Raw genomic sequence first — 18,864 nt, 5'->3', positions numbered from 1 at the left:
CGCTCTGGGCTACTTCGAGGAACGCTTGTCGATGGCCTTCTGCACCGAGTCGTGGATGCCGAACACCTTGGTCAGGCCGGTGATCCGGAAGATCTTGAGGATGCGCTCCTGGGTGCAGACCAGGTCGAGCGTCCCATCGTGGGCGCGAACGCGCTTGAGCCCGCCCACGAGCACGCCGAGGCCCGTCGAGTCCAGGAACTCCACCTTCTCCATGTTGACCACGAGGTGGAAGTTGCCCTTGTTGACCAGGTCGATCAGCAGCTCGCGGAGCCGGGGCGCGGTATAGACATCGATCTCACCCTCAACGACGACGATCTCGGTGTCGCCCTCGGTGTAATGATCAAGCTTCAGGTCCACTAGTCCTCCAGCGCCGAACCGCGTATAACGCGAATGGTCTCTGCCGGGCGTTACCCCACCAGCACGCATTCAACCACGGGTACAGAGTGCGTCTTCCTGCGATGCGCAGAAAAACGGTGACACCGCGCCACTCTTCCCCCGGATGCCACACTGAAACCGATGTCGGTCGGTGTCGCAACCCTCGTCGGGAGGATCGTGGGTCGGGAACGTGTCCAACGTGTCCAGTGAGGAGGGGTCTCGGATGAGGCGATCGGAGCCCGTGCTCCCCGGTGTGTGGCGTGACGATACCCGGTACCCGCGGGTGACCCATATCGAGCATGTGGCGCCGGGCGACGGGGTGAGCGGGGACTGGCCGGCGTGGACCGCGCCCCACCTCGTCGAACGCCTCGCGGAGCGGGGGATCACGGGTCCGTGGTCCCACCAGGCCGCAGCCGCCGACCTCGTACGCTCGGGCAGTGATGTGATCATAGCCACGGGTACCGCCTCGGGAAAGTCACTTGCCTTCCTTATGCCCGCGGTGGACGCGATCGACGCGGGCGGAACGGTGCTGTATCTCTCCCCGACCAAGGCGCTGGCCCAGGACCAACTGCGGTGGATATCGGACCTGGGTCTTCCGGACGTGCGCGCGGCCGTGTACGACGGTGACACGTCGCCCGAGGAGCGCTCCTGGGTCCGCGAGCACGCCAACTACGTGCTGACCAATCCGGACATGCTGCACCACGGTCTCCTGCCCCGCCACGGAGCGTGGGCGCGCGTGCTGCGCAGGCTGCGCTACGTGGTGATCGACGAGGCGCACCGGTACCGGGGCGTGTTCGGTTCGCACGTCGCGCTGATCCTGCGGCGGCTGCGCCGGATCTGCGCCCGCTACCGCTCCGCGCCGGTGTTCGTGCTGGCCTCGGCCACGTCGGGGAGCCCGGCCGAGAGCGCGGGCCGGCTGACGGGGGTGCCGGTCACGGCGGTCACGGAGGACGGTTCGCCGCGCGCGGGGATGTCCGTGGCGCTGGTCGAGCCGGAGCTGACCGAACTGACGGGCGAGCACGGTGCTCCGGTGCGTAGGACGGCCTCGTCGCAGGCCGCGGAGATGCTCGCCGACCTGGTGCGGGACGGGGTGCGCACGCTCGTGTTCGTGCGGTCCCGGCAGGGGGCCGAGGTCGTCGCGATGACCGCGCAGCGACTGCTGTCCGAGAGCGGTGAACACGGCCTCGCCGCGCGCGTGGCCGCCTACCGGGGCGGTTACCTCGCCGCGGAACGGCGGGAGTTGGAGGAGTCGCTGCGCACGGGGAGGATCCTCGGCCTGGCCACCACCAACGCCCTCGAACTCGGGGTGGACATCAGCGGTCTGGACGCGGTGCTCATCGCGGGGTGGCCGGGGACACTGGCCTCGCTGTGGCAGCAGGCGGGGCGCGCGGGGCGGCGCGGCGTGGAGGCGCTGGCGGTGTTCATCGCCCGCGACGACCCGCTGGACACGTACCTCGCCCACCACCCGCAGGCCATTTTCGGTCAGTCCGTAGAGGCGACGGTCCTTGATCCGGAAAACCCCCACATCCTCGGTCCACACCTGTGCGCGGCCGCCCAGGAGCTGCCGATCACGCCGGACGACTTCGCCTTGTTCGGCTCGACGACGGAGGAGCTGCTCGGCGAACTCGTCGACGGAAAATTGTTGAGGAAGCGCCCGAGAGGCTGGTTCTGGACGAGTAACGAACGCGCGAGTGACCTGGCCGATATCCGTGGGTCGGGCGGGCCGCCCGTGCGGATCGTCGACACGGGCAGTGGGCAGTTGCTCGGGGAGATCGACGAGGCCGCGGCGCACGGCATGGTGCACCCCGGGGCGGTGTACCTGCACCAGGGGTCGACATTCCTCGTCGACGACCTCGACTTGGAGGAGGGCGTGGCCCTCGTGCACGGCGCCGAGCCGCCGTACAGCACCTGGGCGAGGGACACGACGGACATCACGGTCACCTCGGTCCGGAGGCGGCAGACCTGGCCGAGCGGGGCGACCGTGTACTTCGGTGAGGTCGAGGTGGTCCGCCAGGTGGTGGGCTTCCTCAAGCGGGACGTGCGCACGGGGTCGGTCCTGGGTGAGCAGCCCCTGGACCTGCCGGAACGGACGCTGCACACCCGCGCCGTGTGGTGGACGCTGCCGCGTGAGGGGGAGGACCGGCTGCGCGACGCGGACGTGGGGCTCCTGGGCGCGGCGCACGCGGCGGAGCACGCCTCGATCGGATTGTTGCCGCTGCTGGCCACCTGCGACCGGTCGGACATCGGCGGGGTGTCCACGGCGGTGCACACCGACACGGGACGGCTGACGGTCTTCGTCTACGACGGGTACCAGGGTGGTGCGGGGTTCGCCGAGCGCGGCTTCGCGGCGGCGCGCCAGTGGCTCGCCGCGACCCGCGACGTGATCGCCGACTGCGAGTGCGACCAGGGGTGCCCGTCGTGCGTCCAGTCGCCCAAGTGCGGGACCGGGAACGAGCCGCTGAGCAAGTCCGGCGCCCTGCGGCTGCTGGACGAGGTCCTCGCGGGGGGCGAGGGGTGAATCCGGGTGTCGGGGTGGGGGCCCGGCTCGTCTGGGGCGAAGGGCCGGGCCGGCGGTGAGCGGGCGGGGCCGATCCCGTCCACAGCCTGTGGACGGCGTCGCGCCCTCCGTGTCCGCGGGGCGGGCGGCCAACGCGATGTCGCGGCCCTCGGGCGGGCGGTCCGACCCTCCCGTCAGTGGGGCTCATCCGTCCTCGACCATGACGACGTCGACGCTTCGCGGTTTATGTCCGCGTCAGTCGGGCGGGCGGTTGTCCACAGGCTGGGGATGGGCCTTCCGCACGGCCCCTGGGCGGCGGACCCTGGTGGCGGAGGGACGACGTTCCGTCGACCCCTGAGTTCCGGGAGGTCCCATGCCTGTCGTCACACGCCTGATCGCCCCCCTGTTCGCACCCGCCGACGACCACGGAATGAGCACGGCCGAGTACGCTCTGTGCACGGTCTCCGCGGTCGCGTTCGCGGGTGTCCTGTACGCCATCTTGACCAGTGAAACGGTGAACGAGGTCCTCACCGCCCTCGTCGTCGACGCGCTGGGCTCCGGTGTCTGACCGGGGCTCGGTCACCGCGGAGACCGCGATGGTGCTGCCGTCGTTGCTGCTCGTCCTGGCCCTCCTGCTCGGCGGCGTCTCGGTGGCCGCCGCCCGTCTGTCCTGCGCCGACGCGGCGCGGCTGGGCGCCCGTGCGCTGGCCCGGGGCGAGACCGACGAGAGGGCGCGGGAGCTCGCGCTCTCCGCCGCTCCCGACACCGCCGAGGTTCACCTCACGGAGGACGCGGGGATGGCACGGGTGACCGTCCGGGCCGAGCTCCGGTGGGGTCCGGCGGCGGCTCCCCCGGTCGAGGTGTCCGGGACCGCGGCCGTGCCCCTGGAACCGGGAGCCTGATCGTGGACGTCCGCTCCGACACCGGCTCCGCCACCGTCTGGACGGTGGGCCTGTGCGCGCTGCTCATGCTGGCCGCCCTCGCGGTCCTCCACACGGCCGCCGTACGCCTCGACCGCGACCGGGCCGCCACCGCCGCCGATCTGGCCGCGCTGGCTGCGGCCACCGAGGCGGTCCACGGAACTGAGAACGCCTGCGCCCTGGGACGTTCCACAGCCGAGGCCAACGGCGGCTCACTCGACGCGTGCGCCGTCACCGGGGCCACCGTCGAGGTGGAGGTGTCGGTCCGCTCCGCCGTGCTCGACCGGCCCGTCACCGCGCGGTCCCGAGCCGGACCGGCCACGGATCCGCCGAACCCCGCTGGCGTGGGCGAGCCTGCGCCGCGCTCCGCCAGCAGCGCACGGACGAGGCCGTACCCTGCTGACGTATGGGACACCGACACCCGAGCAAGCTCAAGAACTCCGAGGTGAGTCATGCGCGTGCCCGATGGCTGCTGCGGGCGGAGTTGGCCTGCTGCGACGAGTGCTGCACCGAGGGAAACCGCGAGGCGGTGACCGACCTCGCGAAGGGCGGGGTGTTCGACTCCCTCATCACCGGTTTCGTGCTCGCCCGGGTCCAGCGGTGGTACTCCCCGAGCAGGCCGCAGCGGTACCCGGCCACGGTCTACGGCATCGCGCCCATCGATCAACGCGACTTCTGGCAGCCCACCACCCAGCACTGCATGCGGGTGTGCGTGGTGGAGGGGGCACGGGGGACCAGGGTCGACACACGTCCCGCGCTCAAGGAACTCACCCTGATGTCCACGCGCGACCGCACACTCGTCCTCGACGACGTCATCGACGGGTTGTGCGAGGACGAGACCTGACCTGGCTCCGCTCCGACGTGCCGTACGAGCACGCCGGCGGCGCTCGCCTCGCCGCCGGTGCCAGCGCGCACTGGAGGGCGCGCCGACGGTGAGCCTCCGCCGCGGTGGCCGGGAGGCCCTCAGGCGCCGAGCGCACCGGTCAGGAGTTCCGCGGCCATGGGGACGATGCCGATGAGCACGAAAGCGGGGAGGAAGCACAAGCCCAGCGGGGCCACCACCAAGACCCCGAGGCGCTCCATGCGGGCCAGGGCCTCCGCGCGCAGCGCGCGTCGCAGGTCCGCCACGTGTCGGTCCAACAGGTCGGCGACCGGGGCGCCGGTGTCGGCCGCCCGCGCGAGGTCACGGCCGACGGCGGCCAGCGGCGCGGGCAGGGCAGGGTTCCGCCACGCGGTGGCGGGGTCGGCGCCCAGACGAAGCCGGTGCGCGACCGCGGCCAACTCCTCACCCAGCCTGCCCCGCGTGGAGCGGGCCACGGCGGTCAGACAGGCCGGCACCGTCCCTCCGGCGCGGACCCCGGCGGCGAGCAGACCGACCACCACGGGGAGGTCGGCCGTCACCGGCAGGGTCGTGCCGCGGACGCGGGCACGACGGCCGCGCACCCACAGCCCCGCGCAGACCCCCACCGCCACCACCGCGCCCACGGGCCCGAACACCGCGATCGAGGCGCCCACGCCAAGAAGACAGGCCAGGACCAGCGCTGGTCGGCGCATCGACGTCGTCGAGCGAACCGGAAGTGGACGCGGTCCTCGGAGGCGACGGGCTTGGTCGCCACCCATGAGGACCCAGACGGCGGCGGTCCCGAGGACCACGGTGATCAACGCGAGCACTGGACCCCTACCTTTCACTCAGCTGTCACACCACATCACCCGCGGTCACGTGCGGCCCAATCTCTCTGGGCGGTCCCCGGGCGTTCGCGACGCCGGGGCCGCGCGGGCGGGTCGGGCACGGCCTACGCCCTGACTGCCCCAGATGGCCTGGGCTTCTCCCTCGCCCTGCCCTCGGCCGAGCCCACGGCACGGCGCACCATGCACGACGTCCACCAGGTCCCGAGCAGGTCGAGGATCACCCCGCCCACGAGGCAGGCGGCGCCGAGCGGCGTGGTGAACAGGAACTCCACCGGGGATCCGCCCAGCCCGACCGACATCAGCACCCCCACCAAGGGCAGGCCGCCCAGGACGAGCGCCGTGGTCCGCGGTCCGGCGGTTCTGGCCGCGATCTCCGCCCGCCGCTCCTCGTGGTCCGTCACCTCCGCGGCCAGGGCGTCCACGACCTGCGCCAGTCCGGCGCCGGTCTCAGCGGACACCTCCCAGCAGACCGCCAGGTAGGTCAGTGCCCACAGATCGGGGTCGTCTGCGGCGACGGCGCGCATCGAGGGGACGTCGACGACCCCCTCCACCGGGGGACCCGCCTCCGCCACGGACACGAGCAGTGCCTCGTCGGGTGGCTGCCCAGCGCGCAACTCGGTGGCCAGGACCCGGCAGAGGACGATCACCGCGCGGCGGCGCCGGGCCCTCTCGCGGCGGTGCGCCGCAATCCGGATCCACCGTCGGGCCGCACCCGTCAGGAGTCCCTCCCCCGGCCGCGAGCCCCAGCGTGCCGCCGTACCCGACCGCGGAGCCCCCCGACGTCGGGCCTCGCGTCGCTCGGTCGGGCAGGCTGCGTCCACGAGACCTCCGTCCCTGCCGTGCCCGGCGACGGGCACAGACGTACCAGGCGAGCCCGGTTCGCACCGAGTGGCAGTCCCAGCAGCACCAACGAGACCAGGCACACCAACAGGACGGTCATGTGCTCCGCCACCCCTCGCCCACCCGACCGATCAACTCCGTCACGTGGGGATACTCCTGGCACGTTCCGTCCGACGCGAAGTCGACGACGGGGACGGCGCCCACCAGACCGTCGTCTCCACGACACAGCGCCCTGACCTCGGCGAACCGCCGGACCCCGGAGTCGCGGACGAGGTGGACCACGAGCGCACGGGTGGCCGCCAGCTGGCTGTGCACCGCTTCGCGGCCGAGGCCGGCGGCACAGCCCAGCGCCTCGACCCTGGCCGGAACGTCCTCGGCGCCGTTGGCGTGCAGACTGCTCATACCCCCGTCGTGACCGGTGTTCATGGCCGCCAGGAGCGCCACGATCTCCGGCCCGCGCACCTCCCCGACCACCAGGCGGTCCGGGCGCATCCGCAGCGCTTGGCGCACCAGCACGGAGAGCGGGACCTCGCCGCTCCCCTCGATGTTGGCCGGACGCGTCAGGAGCCGGACCACGTGCGGGTGTTCGGGCCGCAGTTCCGGGGAGTCCTCGGCCAGGACCAGGCGTTCCGCCCGGCTCACGAGTGAGAGGAGGCAGGACAGGAGCGTGGTCTTGCCCGTCCCCGTGCCACCGCTGACCAGGAGCGGAACACGTGCTGACACCAGGGCGCGCAGGAGCGCGGCTCCGCGGGGGGTCAGCGTTCCGCACCCGACCAGCCGGTCCAGGCCGAACACCCGCCTCGGCGGGAGCCGTAGGGACACGCACGCGCCCTCCGGCGCCACGGGCGGCAGCACCGCGTGGAGCCGCGCCCCGGACGGAAGGTGCGCGTCGGTGTAGGGGACTGCCGTGTCCAGCCTCCGTCCCGCCTGGGCGGCCAGCCGTTGGGCGAGTCGGCGCACCTCCTCGGCTGAGGCGAAGCGGACCCCGGTCCGCCGTAGACCGTGTCCGTCGTCGACCCACACCTCGTCCGGGCCGTTGACGAGGATATCGGTGACCCCCGAGTGCATCAGCTCCTCCAGCGGGCCCGCTCCGGACAGCTCCGCCGCGAGCCGTCGGGTCAGCGACAACAGCTCCGCGTCGCCCAGCACACCTCCCTCCGCGCGCAGCGCCGCCGAGACGCTCGCCGGGCTCACCGGGTCGCCTGACCCGACCAGGCGGTCGCGGACCGCCTCCAGGAGGGCGCTCACCGGACACGCTCCGGTGCGGGCAGTTCGGACACGACACGGTCCGCGAACCGGGCGAGGGGTGACCTGTGGCTCCGGGCAGGCGCCCGGCCGGCGGCGAGGATGCGGGCGAGTCCCGGTTCCCGGGGCAGGTCGGCGGCGAGGGGCAGCCCCAGGGTCTGCGCGACGACGTCCGCCGAGAGTTCTCCACGGGCGCCGACCACGACCGCCCCCGCTCCCGGCGCCTCGGACAGCAACCGGGGGACCACGCGGGAGGCGGCCACGACCGAGGGCACGTCGGCCGGAACCACGAGGTAGGCGCGGTCGGCACGGTTGAGGAAACCGGTGGTGGCGGGAGCGAAGGAGCGCGGGAGATCGACCACGACCAGCCCCGTGCCGCGCCGGGCGGAGTCCAGGGCGGCGTCGGCCGCGCGGGGCGGCAGCGCGTCGTGGTCGGCTGAACCGGGGCCTCGGGCCCAGGTCAGCACCGACACGCCACGGGTTCCGGGCAGCCCGGCACGCAGGTCGCGCCAGTGGACCCGACCGTCGCGTCGGAGGAGGTCGTCCCAGCTGGTTCGGTGACCGGGGTCCACGGGGGCACCGAGGTCGCAGCCCAGGTAGACGTCGGGTCCGCAGCCGAGAGGGTCCGCGTCCAGGAGCGCGGTGTCCCGGTCGGCGCGCGCTCCGGCCAGAGCGATGGCCACCGCCGTGAGGCTCGCCCCGGCGCCGCCCCGTCCGCCCATGACCGCGACCGCGGGCGCGGAGGATCACCCCGCGCGGCGGCGTCGACGAGCAGGTCCATGAGCGCGGGCTCGTCCTCGGGCAGACGCAGGAGCGGTCGGGTGGACTCCGGTGTGTCCCCGCGTGGTCCGCTCCCGGCGGTCCCGTCGGCCTCTCCGGGCCCGGGCGCCGCGCCACGGTCACGGCGCGCGGATGCGGCGGCGTGCCCGAGCGGGCCAGGTCGGCGCCGACGACGACCAGGGGAGCGCGCGACCACGAGCGGCGTGCCTGGTCCGCCGAGCGGGCGACGGCGACCTCCACGGAGGCGGCTGTGGCCAGCCGGCGGAGGTCGTCGAGCAGGGCGGGGTCGTCGGTGAACAGCAACGGGAGAGGTCGGGGGGACATCGCGCCTCCGCAGGTCGAGTGATGACATCTCGACCATCGCTGACGGAGGAGCGAGGCGGTAGGCCCGATTCGGGATCTGTGGACAACCCGGCCGCACACCCGACGGGAGGGATGCGTGCACGGGGGGCGGACACGCATCCCTGCCCGACAGGCGAGTGGAGCGGACACGGTGACGGCCCCCGCAGGGGGAGAGGGGAGCCGTCTCCGCGGGGCCGGTCCTGGGGGGTAGGACCGGGTCCGCTCACCGGGAGGGTTCGTGGAGACACTGCCCCACGACCACCGAGGCCTGGAAACGTACTCGTTCTCCGAGGAACGGCCACCCCGACGGGACGCGGATCGCGACCAGGACAACGGCTCGGCGCGAGGGAGTTCGCTCGTTTGGCCGATGTGGGGTGAGACGGTTCATCGTCGAACGCCGGGCACGACGTTACCACGTAACCCTGTGTATCGGTTCGGGAATCGAAGTGAAAAAGTTGAGTCAAGCATCTTTTCGGAGGATGAACCGAGACGTAGAAAGAAAGCAGTTGGTGGCGGAGATCCACCCCGACGCGGGAGCCGGGAACCCACGCGCCGCTCGGCCCGGTAAGGGCTGTCTAGGCCGGACCTGGGGATGAATGGGCTGGTCAGACTAAGTAAATGGATGCTTGCTAACCCGGTGGAACGCGCCGGAGACGGCGCCCCGGGACTGAAGACGGGGCGCCGTTCGCCGTGCGTGCGCACGCACGTTCGGCAATCCGGGGACATTCGTCCACGGCCACGAGAGCGCGCCTACTACTGGTTGATAATTGAACGACTCCGTGAACGCGCGGTGTTTTGGAGGTCCGTCCGCCGTTCACGGCCCCGGTCAACCGCGTTTGAGCGCTTCACAGGTGGCGAGGGAGTCCTGTGCGCCCGCGCGCACGGCGCGGCAGCAGTAGACGATCCACTCGGCAACGCCCTCAGGGGTCCCCGTCACGTATCCGCCAAGCGCCGGACCGTACTCGTCACGCAGCACCCGGTGCCCCAGTTCGGAGGGGACCAGCGACTTCGGGTCCAGCCCCCGCTCCACCAGCGTCAACCTCTCGGCGGCGCGTGCGACCAGGCCGTCGCCCCAACCGAACGGTCGGATCGCCATCAGTTCGCCGTGCACGAGCGCCGACGTCACCAGTGCGGGCACGGACGAACGCGCGCCCAGGAGCGAGTACAGACCCTCCATCCGGGCCAGCGCCTCCCGAGGATCCGGGGCGGGGCCGACCTCCATCGGATCCTCGACCCGTTCCCCGGGCAGCCGGGGCCGACCCAGTGCCTCCTCGGCGACCGCGTCCGCCGCCGCCAACGTGTGCAGCCGCGCCAGCGCCTGGCGCGGCGCCTTGGGCCAGGTGTCCACGAGAGCGCCCAGCTCGCCGGAGACCCGCAGCGCGCCCTTGATGCGCGTGTCGTACACGTGCCCCGCGCGGATCTCGTCCATCGAGACCTCGGCGCCTTCCACGCGGCCGACGCGCACGCGCCGCGCAGGGAGGACTCCACGGACACGTCGCCGCTGCGCCGACGCAGGACGCGGTGCCCCAGCAGACGGTCGACCAGGGTACGCGTCTCCTCGACGGCGTCGGCCACGCCCGGCAGCTCGGCGATCCGCTTCAGCGGGTCGGACAGGGAGGCGGAAGTCGATTCGCTCACGGTCACCAACACTACGCGCCGGTAACACCATGCGCCCACCGCCGTCCCGGGACCTCGCGGCGACCGCTCATCGCGTCGCCGCGACCGTCCACCGGCCGTTCGCCGCGTGTTCCCCGGCACCCGCCGCTGGATTCCGCCCCGGTGTTTCCAGTGGTATGGACCACATGGTTAATTGGATGCGAACCACCGACGTAAGGAGAATCACAGTGGCCGACAGCACTCCCCCGAGCCAGGAGACACTGTCCAACCTTCTCCACGAGACACGCAGCTTCCCGCCGCCGGCCGACCTCGCCGCCCAGGCCAACGTGACGGCCGACGCCTACTCCGCCGCGGCCGAGGACCGTCTGGGGTTCTGGGAGGAGCAGGCGCGCAGGCTCCAGTGGGAACATCCCTGGGACACGGTCCTGGACTGGAACCCGCCGTTCGCGAAGTGGTTCGTCGGCGGCGGCATCAACGCCTCCGTCAACTGTGTGGACCGGCACGTGGCCGCCGGTCTGGGCGACCGCGTCGCCTACCACTGGGAGGGTGAGCCCGGTGACACCCGCACCATCACCTACGCCCAGCTCAAGGACATGGTCTGCCAGGCCGCCAACGCGATGACCGGGCTCGGGGTCCGCAAGGGCGACCGCGTGGCCGTCTACATGCCGATGATTCCCGAGACCGTCGTGGCCATGCTCGCGTGCGCCCGCATCGGAGCGGTCCACATGGTGGTCTTCGGCGGGTTCTCCGTGGACGCCCTGGGCCAGCGGCTCGACGACAGCCAGGCCAAGCTCGTCGTCACCGCCGACGGCGGCTACCGCCGCGGCAAGGCCAGCGCGCTCAAGCCCGCCGTCGACGCCGCGGTCGCCGACCGCCCGGCGGTCGAGAACGTCCTCGTCGTCCGCCGTACCGGCCAGGACGTCGAGTGGACCGACCGCGACGTGTGGTGGCACGAGACCGTCGAGGCCGCGAGCACCGAGCACACGCCCGAGGCGCACGACGCCGAGGATCCCCTGTACATCATGTACACCAGCGGCACCACTGCCAAGCCCAAGGGCATTCTGCACACCACCGGCGGCTACCTCACCCAGACCTCCTACACCCACTGGGCGGTCTTCGACCTCAAGGCCGACACGGACGTCTTCTGGTGCGCCGCCGACATCGGCTGGGTGACCGGCCACTCCTACATCGTCTACGGGCCGCTCTCCAACGCGGCGACCACCGTGATGTACGAGGGCACCCCGGACACCCCGCACCGGGGCCGTTTTTGGGAGATCATCGAGAAGTACCAGGTCACCATCGCCTACATGGCGCCCACGGCGATCCGCACCTTCATGAAGTGGGGCGACGAGATCCCCGCCAAGTTCGACCTTTCGAGCCTGCGCGTCATCGGATCGGTGGGCGAGCCGATCAACCCCGAGGCCTACGTCTGGTACCGCGAGCACATCGGCGGCGGCGCCACCCCGGTCGTCGACACCTGGTGGCAGACCGAGACCGGCGCGATCATGGTGAGCCCCCTGCCCGGCGTGACCGCCGGCAAGCCCGGCGCGGCCATGCGTGGCCTGCCCGGCATCGTCGCCGACGTCGTGGACGAGCAGGGCAACTCCGTGCCCGACGGCGAGGGGGGGTTCATCGTGATCCGCGAGCCCTGGCCGTCCATGCTCCGCGGTATCTGGGGCGACCCCGAGCGCTACAAGGACACCTACTGGTCCCGCTTCGAGGGTCTCTACTTCCCCGGCGACGGCGCGAAGAAGGACGAGGACGGCGACCTGTGGCTGCTCGGCCGCGTGGACGACGTCATGCTGGTCTCCGGCCACAACATCTCCACCACGGAGGTGGAGTCCGCGCTGGTCTCCCACCCGAAGGTGGCGGAGGCGGCGGTCGTCGGGGCCGCGGACAAGGTGACCGGCCAGGCGATCGTGGGGTTCGTCATCCTGCGCGGCGGCGCCGAGGAGGTCCCGGACGAGCTCGTCCGGGAGCTGCGCGACCACGTCGGCGCCTCCCTCGGCCCGATCGCCAAGCCCGCCAGGCTGCTGGCCGTCCCGGAGCTGCCCAAGACGCGGTCCGGCAAGATCATGCGCCGTCTGCTGCGCGACATCGCGGAGAACCGCGCGGTGGGCGACACCTCCACGCTCACGGACGCGTCGATCATGGACGTGATCGCCAGGCAGCTGCCGACGGCGTCCGAGGGCGACTGACCGGAGCCCACGGCACGCGCACTCGCGGAACCGGCACGAACCGGAGCGGAGCCGCGGAGCCCCTGGGGCCCAGGTCGCCGCTCCGGCTCACCCGGCCGAGCCGAGGCGAGCCCGTCGGTTCGCGTGCCGTGAGAGACATCGGCCGTCGGTCATGTGCGAGGATGCGGAGGATCATCCACGAGTCCGGACCGAGAGAAGGGACCCCCACGATGGTGGACAAGCCGGGTGGCGGCCAACCTGGCGCATCCAGCGGCACCGACCGATCCATCGGTGAACTGGTCTCCGACGCCACCGACAACCTCTCCCGACTGGTGCGCCTGGAGATCAGGCTCGCCAAACTCGAAGCCAAGGCCGACGCCGCGCGTATCGGCAGGAGCATCGGCGAGTTCCTCGCGGCCGGGGTGTTCCTCCACCTGGTCGCGATCCTCCTCTCGGTGACCATCGGCCTCGGTCTGATGGAACTCGGTCTGGCCGCGTGGGTCTCCTTCGGCATCGTCACGCTCTTCTACCTGGTGGTGGCGGCCGTCTTCGCGCTCATCGCGATCGCCAACCTGCGCCGGCGACAGGGCCTGGCCCGTACCGCCGTCACCACCTCCCGGCTCGTCGGCGTCCTGCGCCGTGAGATCCGGCCGCCCAGGGACGGTGACGGGGCCGTGGTCGCCGCCGGCGAGGCCGCGCCCGCCGAGAAGTAGCCCCGCCCGCGGTGTTGGACGACTCCGTCGCCTACGTCGACGGCCCCTGGCGGCACCGCACGGTCGGCGCGGCGGGGGCGCGGTTCCACGTCGCCGAGGCCGGTGACGGTCCGCTGGTCCTGTTCCTCCACGGGTTCCCCCAGTTCTGGTGGGCCTGGCGCGACCAGCTGACCGCGGTCGCCGACGCCGGGTACCGCGCCGTGGCGGTCGATCTGCGCGGCTACGGCGCCAGTGACAAGACCCCGCGCGGGTACGACCTCGTGACCCTCGCCCAGGACGCGGCGGGACTCGTCCGCGCGCTCGGAGCGGCGGACGCCGTCGTCGTCGGGCACGGGGTGGGCGGGATCGTGGGATGGACCATGGCCGCCTTCCACACCGGCCACGTGCGGGCGCTGGCCGCGGTCGCCGCGCCCCACCCCCTGCGCACGGGGCGGATCGTGGCCTCGATGGGGCCGGGCGTGCGGCACCTGCTCCACGCCCAGCTGCCGGTCCTTCCCGAGCACCGGCTCCTGGCGGACGGCTGCGTCCGCGTCGGCGACCTGCTCCGTGCCTGGAGCGCCCCCGGCTGGCCGGACGAGGAGGCCGAGCGACGTTATCGGCTGGCCTTCTCCATCCCCAAGGTGTCCCACTGTTCTCTGGAGTACCATCGCTGGATCTTCCGGTCGCGGTGGCGGCTGGACGGCGCCCGGTACAACGCCAGGATGCGGCGGCCGGTGACCGTGCCCGTCCTCCAGGTCCACGGCCGCGCCGACCCGGTCTGCCCGGCCGAGGCAGCCCGCGCCGCCCGCGGCATGGTGTCGGGGCCCTACCGTTGGAGGGTGATCCCCGGCGCCGGACACTTCCCGCACGAGGAGCGGCCGGAGGAGGTCTCCCGGGCCCTCGTGGAGTGGTTGGGGGACCGGGCGGCGAACGCACGGCGACGATGAGGGCGGTGAGGCGGCGATGGCGACTTTCCTGACCGGAGCACAGGGCGGACGGGACCGTGACGAGGAGGGGCGCGCGCAGAACCAGCGTCCGCGCGACCGCTACGGGCGCCCCATGCCGCACGGCAGCGCGGGCGAGGTCGAGCGGGTGCCCGACGACGCCGAGTTCTCCGTGGAGGAGGGGCTGGAAACGGCCCAGCGGCTGCTTGACGCGGGGTACGCTTTCACCGCCCACGAGGTCCTCGAAGCCGTGTGGAAGTCCGTGCCGGGTCCCGAACGCGAGCTGTGGCGCGGGCTCGCCCAGACCGCGGTCGGCGTCACCCACGCGCAGCGGGGCAACATGGTCGGGGCCGCCCGCCTGCTGCGGCGGGGCGCGGATCGGGTGGCGGAGTTCGGACCGCACGCGCCGCACGGCGTCGACGTGGTCGGGGTGGCCGCCTTCGCCCGCGCGCTGGCTGACGATCTCGACGAGGGCCGGGCCCTGCCGGGCGACGGCATCGACCGTCCGGGATGCGTCTGCGCAAGGAGTAGACCAGAGCATCGGGTGATGCCCCTGAGGCTGGCGGAACCCGTTCCGGACTGATGGGCGGATGCGCTCTTTGTCGTGGCCGATGCTGCTTCGGGGTGCTCGTGCTCATATAAGGCCTACTGTACGCTTTAGCGTTAACATCGTGCTGAAGCATTATGCGACAGTATTAATTACAAATGTCGTGGATAAAGTTATTTATCCCCATCCTCAGATCACCATGTGGTCACATCTTTGACTCCTCCTGGGGAAAAGCCGAATCGACCCTCACCTTTATTCGGTGTCGTGCGTAGAATCCCCGGATCACCGCCCGTGAACTCGTGGCGCGGGCGGTGCGCATCACACATAAGGATGGCACCGCTTCGACCCCGAAAAGCGTGTCGCCGGGCCAGCTCAGGCTCCCTCCGGACGGCGGTACGTCCATGGCCTCGCGCGGGACCGACGCCTCAGAGGTGAACCGTTCCGTGCGTCGCGTGAACGGGGCCGAAATGGTCGTGCCCGTCTCAAGGAGGACGGATTGTCTGGGCTCAACCTCGCCGCCGAAGGCGGCATGGCCCTAGCTTTGGAAGGCAGCGACTTCACACTCGTCATCGTCGTTATGGTGGTGGCCCTCCTGGCCCTCGCCGTCGCGGGGATGCTGGTGCGTGAGGTCCTCGCCGCCGGGCAGGGCACCGAGCGAATGCAGAACATCGCTGTCGCCGTTCAGGAAGGAGCGGCGGCCTACCTCAAACGGCAGTTCCGAACCCTCGCGGTCTTCGTCGTCGCGATCCCCCTCCTCCTGCTGCTGCTCCCCGCGGAGACCCTGGAGATCAGGGTCGGCCGCTCCCTCTTCTTCGCCCTGGGCGCCCTGCTGTCGGCGACCACCGGCTTCATCGGCATGTGGCTGGCGGTGCGCGGCAACGTGCGCGTCGCGGCGGCCGCGCGCGGCGGGGACGAGTCGGCCAGCCGGTCAGCGATGCGCATCGCCTTCCGGACCGGCGGCGTCGCGGGCATGATCACCGTCGGGCTCGGCCTGTTCGGCGCCGCGACCGTCGTTCTCCTCTACCGGGGTGACGCGCCGATCGTCCTGGAGGGCTTCGGCTTCGGAGCCGCGCTCCTGGCCATGTTCATGCGTGTCGGCGGAGGTATCTTCACCAAGGCCGCCGACGTCGGCGCCGACCTCGTCGGCAAGGTCGAGCAGGGCATTCCGGAGGACGACCCGCGCAACGCCGCCACCATCGCCGACAACGTCGGGGACAACGTGGGGGACTGCGCCGGCATGGCGGCGGACCTGTTCGAGTCCTACGCGGTGGTACTCGTCGCCTCCCTCATCCTGGGCCGGGTGGCCTTCGGCACCGAGGGTCTGGTGTTTCCGCTGCTGGTCCCGATGATCGGTGTGCTCACCGCGATCATCGGCATCTTCATCGTGGCTCCCCGCGGCCGGGACAGGACGGCGATGTCCGCGATCAACCGCGGCTTCTTCGTCTCCGCCGGGATCTCCGCCGTCCTGGTCGTCGTCACCGCGTTCTGGTACCTGCCCAGCAGCGTCGACGGCCTGTCCGGTGTCAGCCCGACGGTCGTCGAGGAGATCGCCGCCGCGGGCACGGACCCCGACCCGCGGGTCGTCGCCGTCGCCGCGGTCCTCATCGGCCTCGTCCTGGCGGCCGCCATCCAGTTGCTCACCGGCTACTTCACCGAGACCGACCGGCGTCCCGTGCGGGAGATCGGCGACAGTTCGCAGACCGGCGCGGCGACCGTCATCCTGTCGGGCATCTCGGTCGGACTGGAGTCGGCCGTCTACTCCGCGCTGCTCATCGCCGGGGCCGTCTACGCGGCCTTCCTCCTCGGGGGCGGCTCGATCACGCTGAGCCTGTTCGCCGTCGCGCTCGCGGGCACGGGCCTGCTCACCACCGTCGGCATCATCGTCGCGATGGACACCTTCGGTCCGGTCTCCGACAACGCCCAGGGCATCGCCGAGATGTCCGGTGACGTGGAGGGCAAGGGCGCGGAGGTGCTCACCGGGCTCGACGCGGTGGGCAACACGACCAAGGCGATCACCAAGGGCATCGCGATCGCGACCGCCGTCCTGGCCGCGACCGCGCTGTTCGGGGCCTTCCGCACCTCGGTGCAGGAGCAGCTCCTCCTGGCGGGTGGGAACGCGGACGCCTTCTCCCTGTCCCTGGACCGGCCCGACGTGCTCGTCGGCGTCATCATCGGAGCGAGTGTCGTGTTCTTCTTCTCCGGTCTGGCCATCATGGCGGTCGGCCGGGCCGCGGGTCGCGTGGTGCTGGAGGTGCGGGACCAGTTCCGGACGCGCCCCGGGATCATGGACGGCTCGGAGAAGCCGGAGTACGCGCGCGTCGTCGACATCTGCACCAAGGACTCGCTGCGGGAACTGGTCACGCCCGGGTTGCTGGCGGTGTCGGCGCCGATCGCGTCGGGTTCGCGCTCGGGTACGCGCCGCTCGGCGCCTTCCTGGGCGGCGCCATCGCGGCCGGCGTGCTCATGGCGGTGTTCCTCGCCAACTCCGGTGGCGCGTGGGACAACGCCAAGAAGCTCGTCGAGGACGGCCACCACGGAGGCAAGGGCTCGGAGGCCCACGCGGCCACGGTGATCGGCGACACGGTCGGCGACCCGTTCAAGGACACGGCGGGACCGGCGATCAACCCTTTGTTGAAGGTGATGAACCTGGTCGCGCTGATCGTGGCCCCGACCGTGGTGATCTACGCGGAGGACGTCGTTCTGCGTGTGGGTGTGACGGTCGTCGCCGTGGGTGTGCTCGTGGGTGCGGTGCTGTGGTCGAAGAACCGCGGTTCCGGGACCGAGACGGACCTGGCCAGGCCCGGCGGCGAGGCCGCGCCCAAGGTCGCCCCCGAGGTCGGCGGCGGCGACGCCGTCTCCTCGGACGCTGGGGCCCCGGAGGCCGAGGGCGGCTCCGGGGACGACGGGTCCGGAGCTACCGCAGCTACCGCGACCGACCGCAAGGAGGAAGCCCGCGCCGGGGACGGCAAGGTGTAGCCGCACGGCCGTCCGGGGCGGAGGAGAGATCCGCCGGACCGCCGGACACGGGGCATGAACGAGGACGTGGCCGCCCGGGTTCCCCCGGGCGGCCACGTCGCGCGAGCTCACCTAACCTGGAACCGCGGGATCCGGCTCGTATGCCGGATCCCGCGTAGCGGACGCGAGGGCCCGGGCGGCGAGAGCCCGGGAGGGCGTGACGGTTGGGGAGGGATCCTGGTGACGGGACTGAAGGGTTTGGCGACGATCGTGGGCATCATGGTCGCCTTCATCGGCGGCCTGGCCGTGGTCGCGACGGTGCTGGCCCAATGAGCCGCACGCTGCTTCTCATGCGTCACGCCAAGGCCGAGCACGGGCAGGCGGGGGCGGACTTCGCCCGCTCGCTCAACGACAAGGGGCGGAGCCAGTCGGAGAAGGTCGGGCGGTTGCTCGCCGAACACGGCTACGTACCGGACCACGTGATCTGCTCGGCGGCGCTCCGCACACGGCAGACCCTGGACGGCGTCCTGGGCGCGATGGAACCGGGGTCGGCGCCGGAGGTCGAGTACAGCGAGGCCGCGTACTCGGCGGGGGTGGACGCGCTGCTGGAGATGGTGAACTACGTCGACCCGGACGTACGCACACTGCTGGTGGTGGGGCACAACCCGACGATCGCGCGGCTGGCGGCCGGCTTCGTGGGGGACGAGGCCCTGGTGTCCTACTCCCCGGCGACCGTCGCCGCGGTCGAACTCGACGTGGAGTGGCTGTACGCGGCGCCGGGCGTCGGCGAGGGCAGACTGCTGAACTGAGAACGCGAGTGAGCTCGCGACCGCACGCCTGCGGGATGTGTGTGCCGACGGTGCGTTCCCGCTCCGAGATGGTGACCCACGACACATACACATTGGTTTGCCGGATCCAGCGCCTGGGGGTAGTGTTCTCCGAGTCGCTTCCGGACGGCCCAAGGTCGGCAGGAACGACGGATTCGAGTCGAGCGAGACGAACGTGAGTCCTTCGCGGGCGTGCCGACACATCCACTCCTCTCCCGGTCTCACTGGACTGAGCACGCGCTCGGCACGGATAGGATCGGGAATCCGCTTCGGGAATCCGATTGGACGATTCAGTCCATTGGCATGAACGGGGCAAAGCGGGTGCTTTATCCCGTTCGGTTGATCCGGAACCGCCGATTTGGCGGGGCACGGAACACCTGATAAAGTAAAGACACAACAAAGCGGAAACGCAGACGC

At 71.6% G+C, this 18,864-nt stretch carries 15 protein-coding genes and 2 pseudogenes; 11 read left to right on the top strand and 6 right to left on the bottom strand.

Features of this window, described 5'->3' with window-relative positions:
• Nucleotides 1-9 precede the first annotated feature (9 nt).
• Nucleotides 10-357 (bottom strand): STAS domain-containing protein, encoded by a 348-nt coding sequence (locus BJF83_RS04425; protein WP_075925278.1) that lies wholly within the window; start codon nucleotides 355-357, stop codon nucleotides 10-12.
• 241 nt (nucleotides 358-598) lie between these two features.
• Between BJF83_RS04425 and BJF83_RS04420 the strand changes: the two genes are divergently transcribed.
• From BJF83_RS04420 to BJF83_RS04400, 5 genes are all read left to right on the top strand, one after another.
• Nucleotides 599-2,893 (top strand): DEAD/DEAH box helicase, encoded by a 2,295-nt coding sequence (locus tag BJF83_RS04420; protein ID WP_187347083.1) that lies wholly within the window; start codon nucleotides 599-601, stop codon nucleotides 2,891-2,893.
• A 352-nt stretch (nucleotides 2,894-3,245) separates the two neighbouring features.
• A complete protein-coding gene (locus BJF83_RS04415) occupies nucleotides 3,246-3,440 on the top strand; it encodes a DUF4244 domain-containing protein (RefSeq protein WP_075925277.1) in 195 nt (64 codons plus the stop codon).
• Complete coding sequence (locus tag BJF83_RS04410) at nucleotides 3,433-3,774, top strand: TadE family type IV pilus minor pilin (RefSeq protein ID WP_262391314.1); 342 nt, start codon at nucleotides 3,433-3,435, stop codon at nucleotides 3,772-3,774. The genes BJF83_RS04415 and BJF83_RS04410 overlap by 8 nt, the downstream gene beginning before the upstream one ends.
• Nucleotides 3,775-3,776: 2 nt before the next feature.
• Nucleotides 3,777-4,241: an Rv3654c family TadE-like protein gene (locus BJF83_RS04405; RefSeq protein ID WP_075925276.1), complete on the top strand. Its 465-nt coding sequence runs from the start codon at nucleotides 3,777-3,779 to the stop codon at nucleotides 4,239-4,241.
• Nucleotides 4,199-4,636 carry a hypothetical protein gene (locus tag BJF83_RS04400; protein ID WP_075925275.1) on the top strand — a complete coding sequence of 146 codons (438 nt, stop codon included), beginning with the start codon at nucleotides 4,199-4,201 and terminating at the stop codon, nucleotides 4,634-4,636. The genes BJF83_RS04405 and BJF83_RS04400 overlap by 43 nt, the downstream gene beginning before the upstream one ends.
• Nucleotides 4,637-4,755: 119 nt before the next feature.
• On the opposite strand, the gene BJF83_RS04395 is transcribed toward BJF83_RS04400, so the two are convergent.
• The 5 genes and pseudogenes from BJF83_RS04395 to BJF83_RS04375 all read right to left on the bottom strand — a co-directional run bounded on the left by BJF83_RS04395 (nucleotide 4,756) and on the right by BJF83_RS04375 (nucleotide 10,326).
• Nucleotides 4,756-5,346, bottom strand: a complete 591-nt coding sequence (locus tag BJF83_RS04395) for a type II secretion system F family protein (protein WP_262391313.1) — start codon at nucleotides 5,344-5,346, stop codon at nucleotides 4,756-4,758.
• Between the two features lie 239 nt (nucleotides 5,347-5,585).
• Nucleotides 5,586-6,128, bottom strand: coding sequence for a type II secretion system F family protein (locus tag BJF83_RS04390; RefSeq protein WP_075925274.1), 543 nt, complete (start codon nucleotides 6,126-6,128; stop codon nucleotides 5,586-5,588).
• A gap of 289 nt (nucleotides 6,129-6,417) precedes the next feature.
• The gene (locus BJF83_RS04385; RefSeq protein WP_075925273.1) at nucleotides 6,418-7,569 is read right to left on the bottom strand and encodes a TadA family conjugal transfer-associated ATPase; all 1,152 of its coding nucleotides are present in this window, start codon (nucleotides 7,567-7,569) and stop codon (nucleotides 6,418-6,420) included.
• On the bottom strand, nucleotides 7,566-8,288 hold the full coding sequence (ssd, locus tag BJF83_RS27795) for a septum site-determining protein Ssd (RefSeq protein WP_143831783.1): 723 nt from the start codon (nucleotides 8,286-8,288) through the stop codon (nucleotides 7,566-7,568). Before ssd ends, BJF83_RS04385 begins: the two co-directional genes overlap by 4 nt.
• Before the next feature lie 1,226 nt (nucleotides 8,289-9,514).
• Nucleotides 9,515-10,326: pseudogene (locus BJF83_RS04375) on the bottom strand (oxidoreductase).
• A gap of 206 nt (nucleotides 10,327-10,532) precedes the next feature.
• On the opposite strand from BJF83_RS04375, the gene acs reads away from it, so the two are divergent.
• The 6 genes and pseudogenes from acs (at nucleotide 10,533) to BJF83_RS04340 (ending at nucleotide 18,429) form a co-directional block, all read left to right on the top strand.
• Complete coding sequence (acs, locus tag BJF83_RS04370) at nucleotides 10,533-12,503, top strand: acetate--CoA ligase (RefSeq protein ID WP_075925272.1); 1,971 nt, start codon at nucleotides 10,533-10,535, stop codon at nucleotides 12,501-12,503.
• Between the two features lie 209 nt (nucleotides 12,504-12,712).
• Nucleotides 12,713-13,195 (top strand): phage holin family protein, encoded by a 483-nt coding sequence (locus tag BJF83_RS04365; RefSeq protein WP_075925271.1) that lies wholly within the window; start codon nucleotides 12,713-12,715, stop codon nucleotides 13,193-13,195.
• Nucleotides 13,196-13,206: 11 nt separating this feature from the next.
• Nucleotides 13,207-14,121 (top strand): alpha/beta fold hydrolase, encoded by a 915-nt coding sequence (locus BJF83_RS04360; RefSeq protein WP_075925270.1) that lies wholly within the window; start codon nucleotides 13,207-13,209, stop codon nucleotides 14,119-14,121.
• Nucleotides 14,122-14,137: 16 nt separating this feature from the next.
• Nucleotides 14,138-14,701, top strand: a complete 564-nt coding sequence (locus tag BJF83_RS04355) for a DUF309 domain-containing protein (protein ID WP_083678407.1) — start codon at nucleotides 14,138-14,140, stop codon at nucleotides 14,699-14,701.
• Between the two features lie 493 nt (nucleotides 14,702-15,194).
• Nucleotides 15,195-17,641: pseudogene (locus tag BJF83_RS04350) on the top strand (sodium-translocating pyrophosphatase).
• A gap of 308 nt (nucleotides 17,642-17,949) precedes the next feature.
• Entirely contained in the window at nucleotides 17,950-18,429 is a 480-nt protein-coding gene (locus BJF83_RS04340; RefSeq protein ID WP_075925268.1) for a histidine phosphatase family protein, read from the top strand.
• Nucleotides 18,430-18,864 lie beyond the last annotated feature (435 nt).

The organism is Nocardiopsis sp. CNR-923, from assembly GCF_001942255.1.
GTDB lineage: Bacteria > Actinomycetota > Actinomycetes > Streptosporangiales > Streptosporangiaceae > Nocardiopsis.
Note: the sequence above shows the minus strand (reverse complement) of the source record. Positions and strands in the feature narration are given on the sequence as shown.

Excerpts from the sequence above, each read along its gene's own strand:
- BJF83_RS04420 (WP_187347083.1), top strand. The coding sequence starts at position 599 with ATGAGGCGATCGGAGCCCGTGCTCCCCGGTGTGTGGCGTGACGATACC.
- BJF83_RS04415 (WP_075925277.1), top strand. The coding sequence starts at position 3,246 with ATGCCTGTCGTCACACGCCTGATCGCCCCCCTGTTCGCACCCGCCGAC.
- BJF83_RS04400 (WP_075925275.1), top strand. The coding sequence starts at position 4,199 with ATGGGACACCGACACCCGAGCAAGCTCAAGAACTCCGAGGTGAGTCAT.
- BJF83_RS04395 (WP_262391313.1), bottom strand. The coding sequence starts at position 5,346 with ATGCGCCGACCAGCGCTGGTCCTGGCCTGTCTTCTTGGCGTGGGCGCC.
- ssd (WP_143831783.1), bottom strand. The coding sequence starts at position 8,288 with ATGGGCGGACGGGGCGGCGCCGGGGCGAGCCTCACGGCGGTGGCCATC.
- BJF83_RS04365 (WP_075925271.1), top strand. The coding sequence starts at position 12,713 with ATGGTGGACAAGCCGGGTGGCGGCCAACCTGGCGCATCCAGCGGCACC.
- BJF83_RS04355 (WP_083678407.1), top strand. The coding sequence starts at position 14,138 with ATGGCGACTTTCCTGACCGGAGCACAGGGCGGACGGGACCGTGACGAG.
- BJF83_RS04340 (WP_075925268.1), top strand. The coding sequence starts at position 17,950 with ATGAGCCGCACGCTGCTTCTCATGCGTCACGCCAAGGCCGAGCACGGG.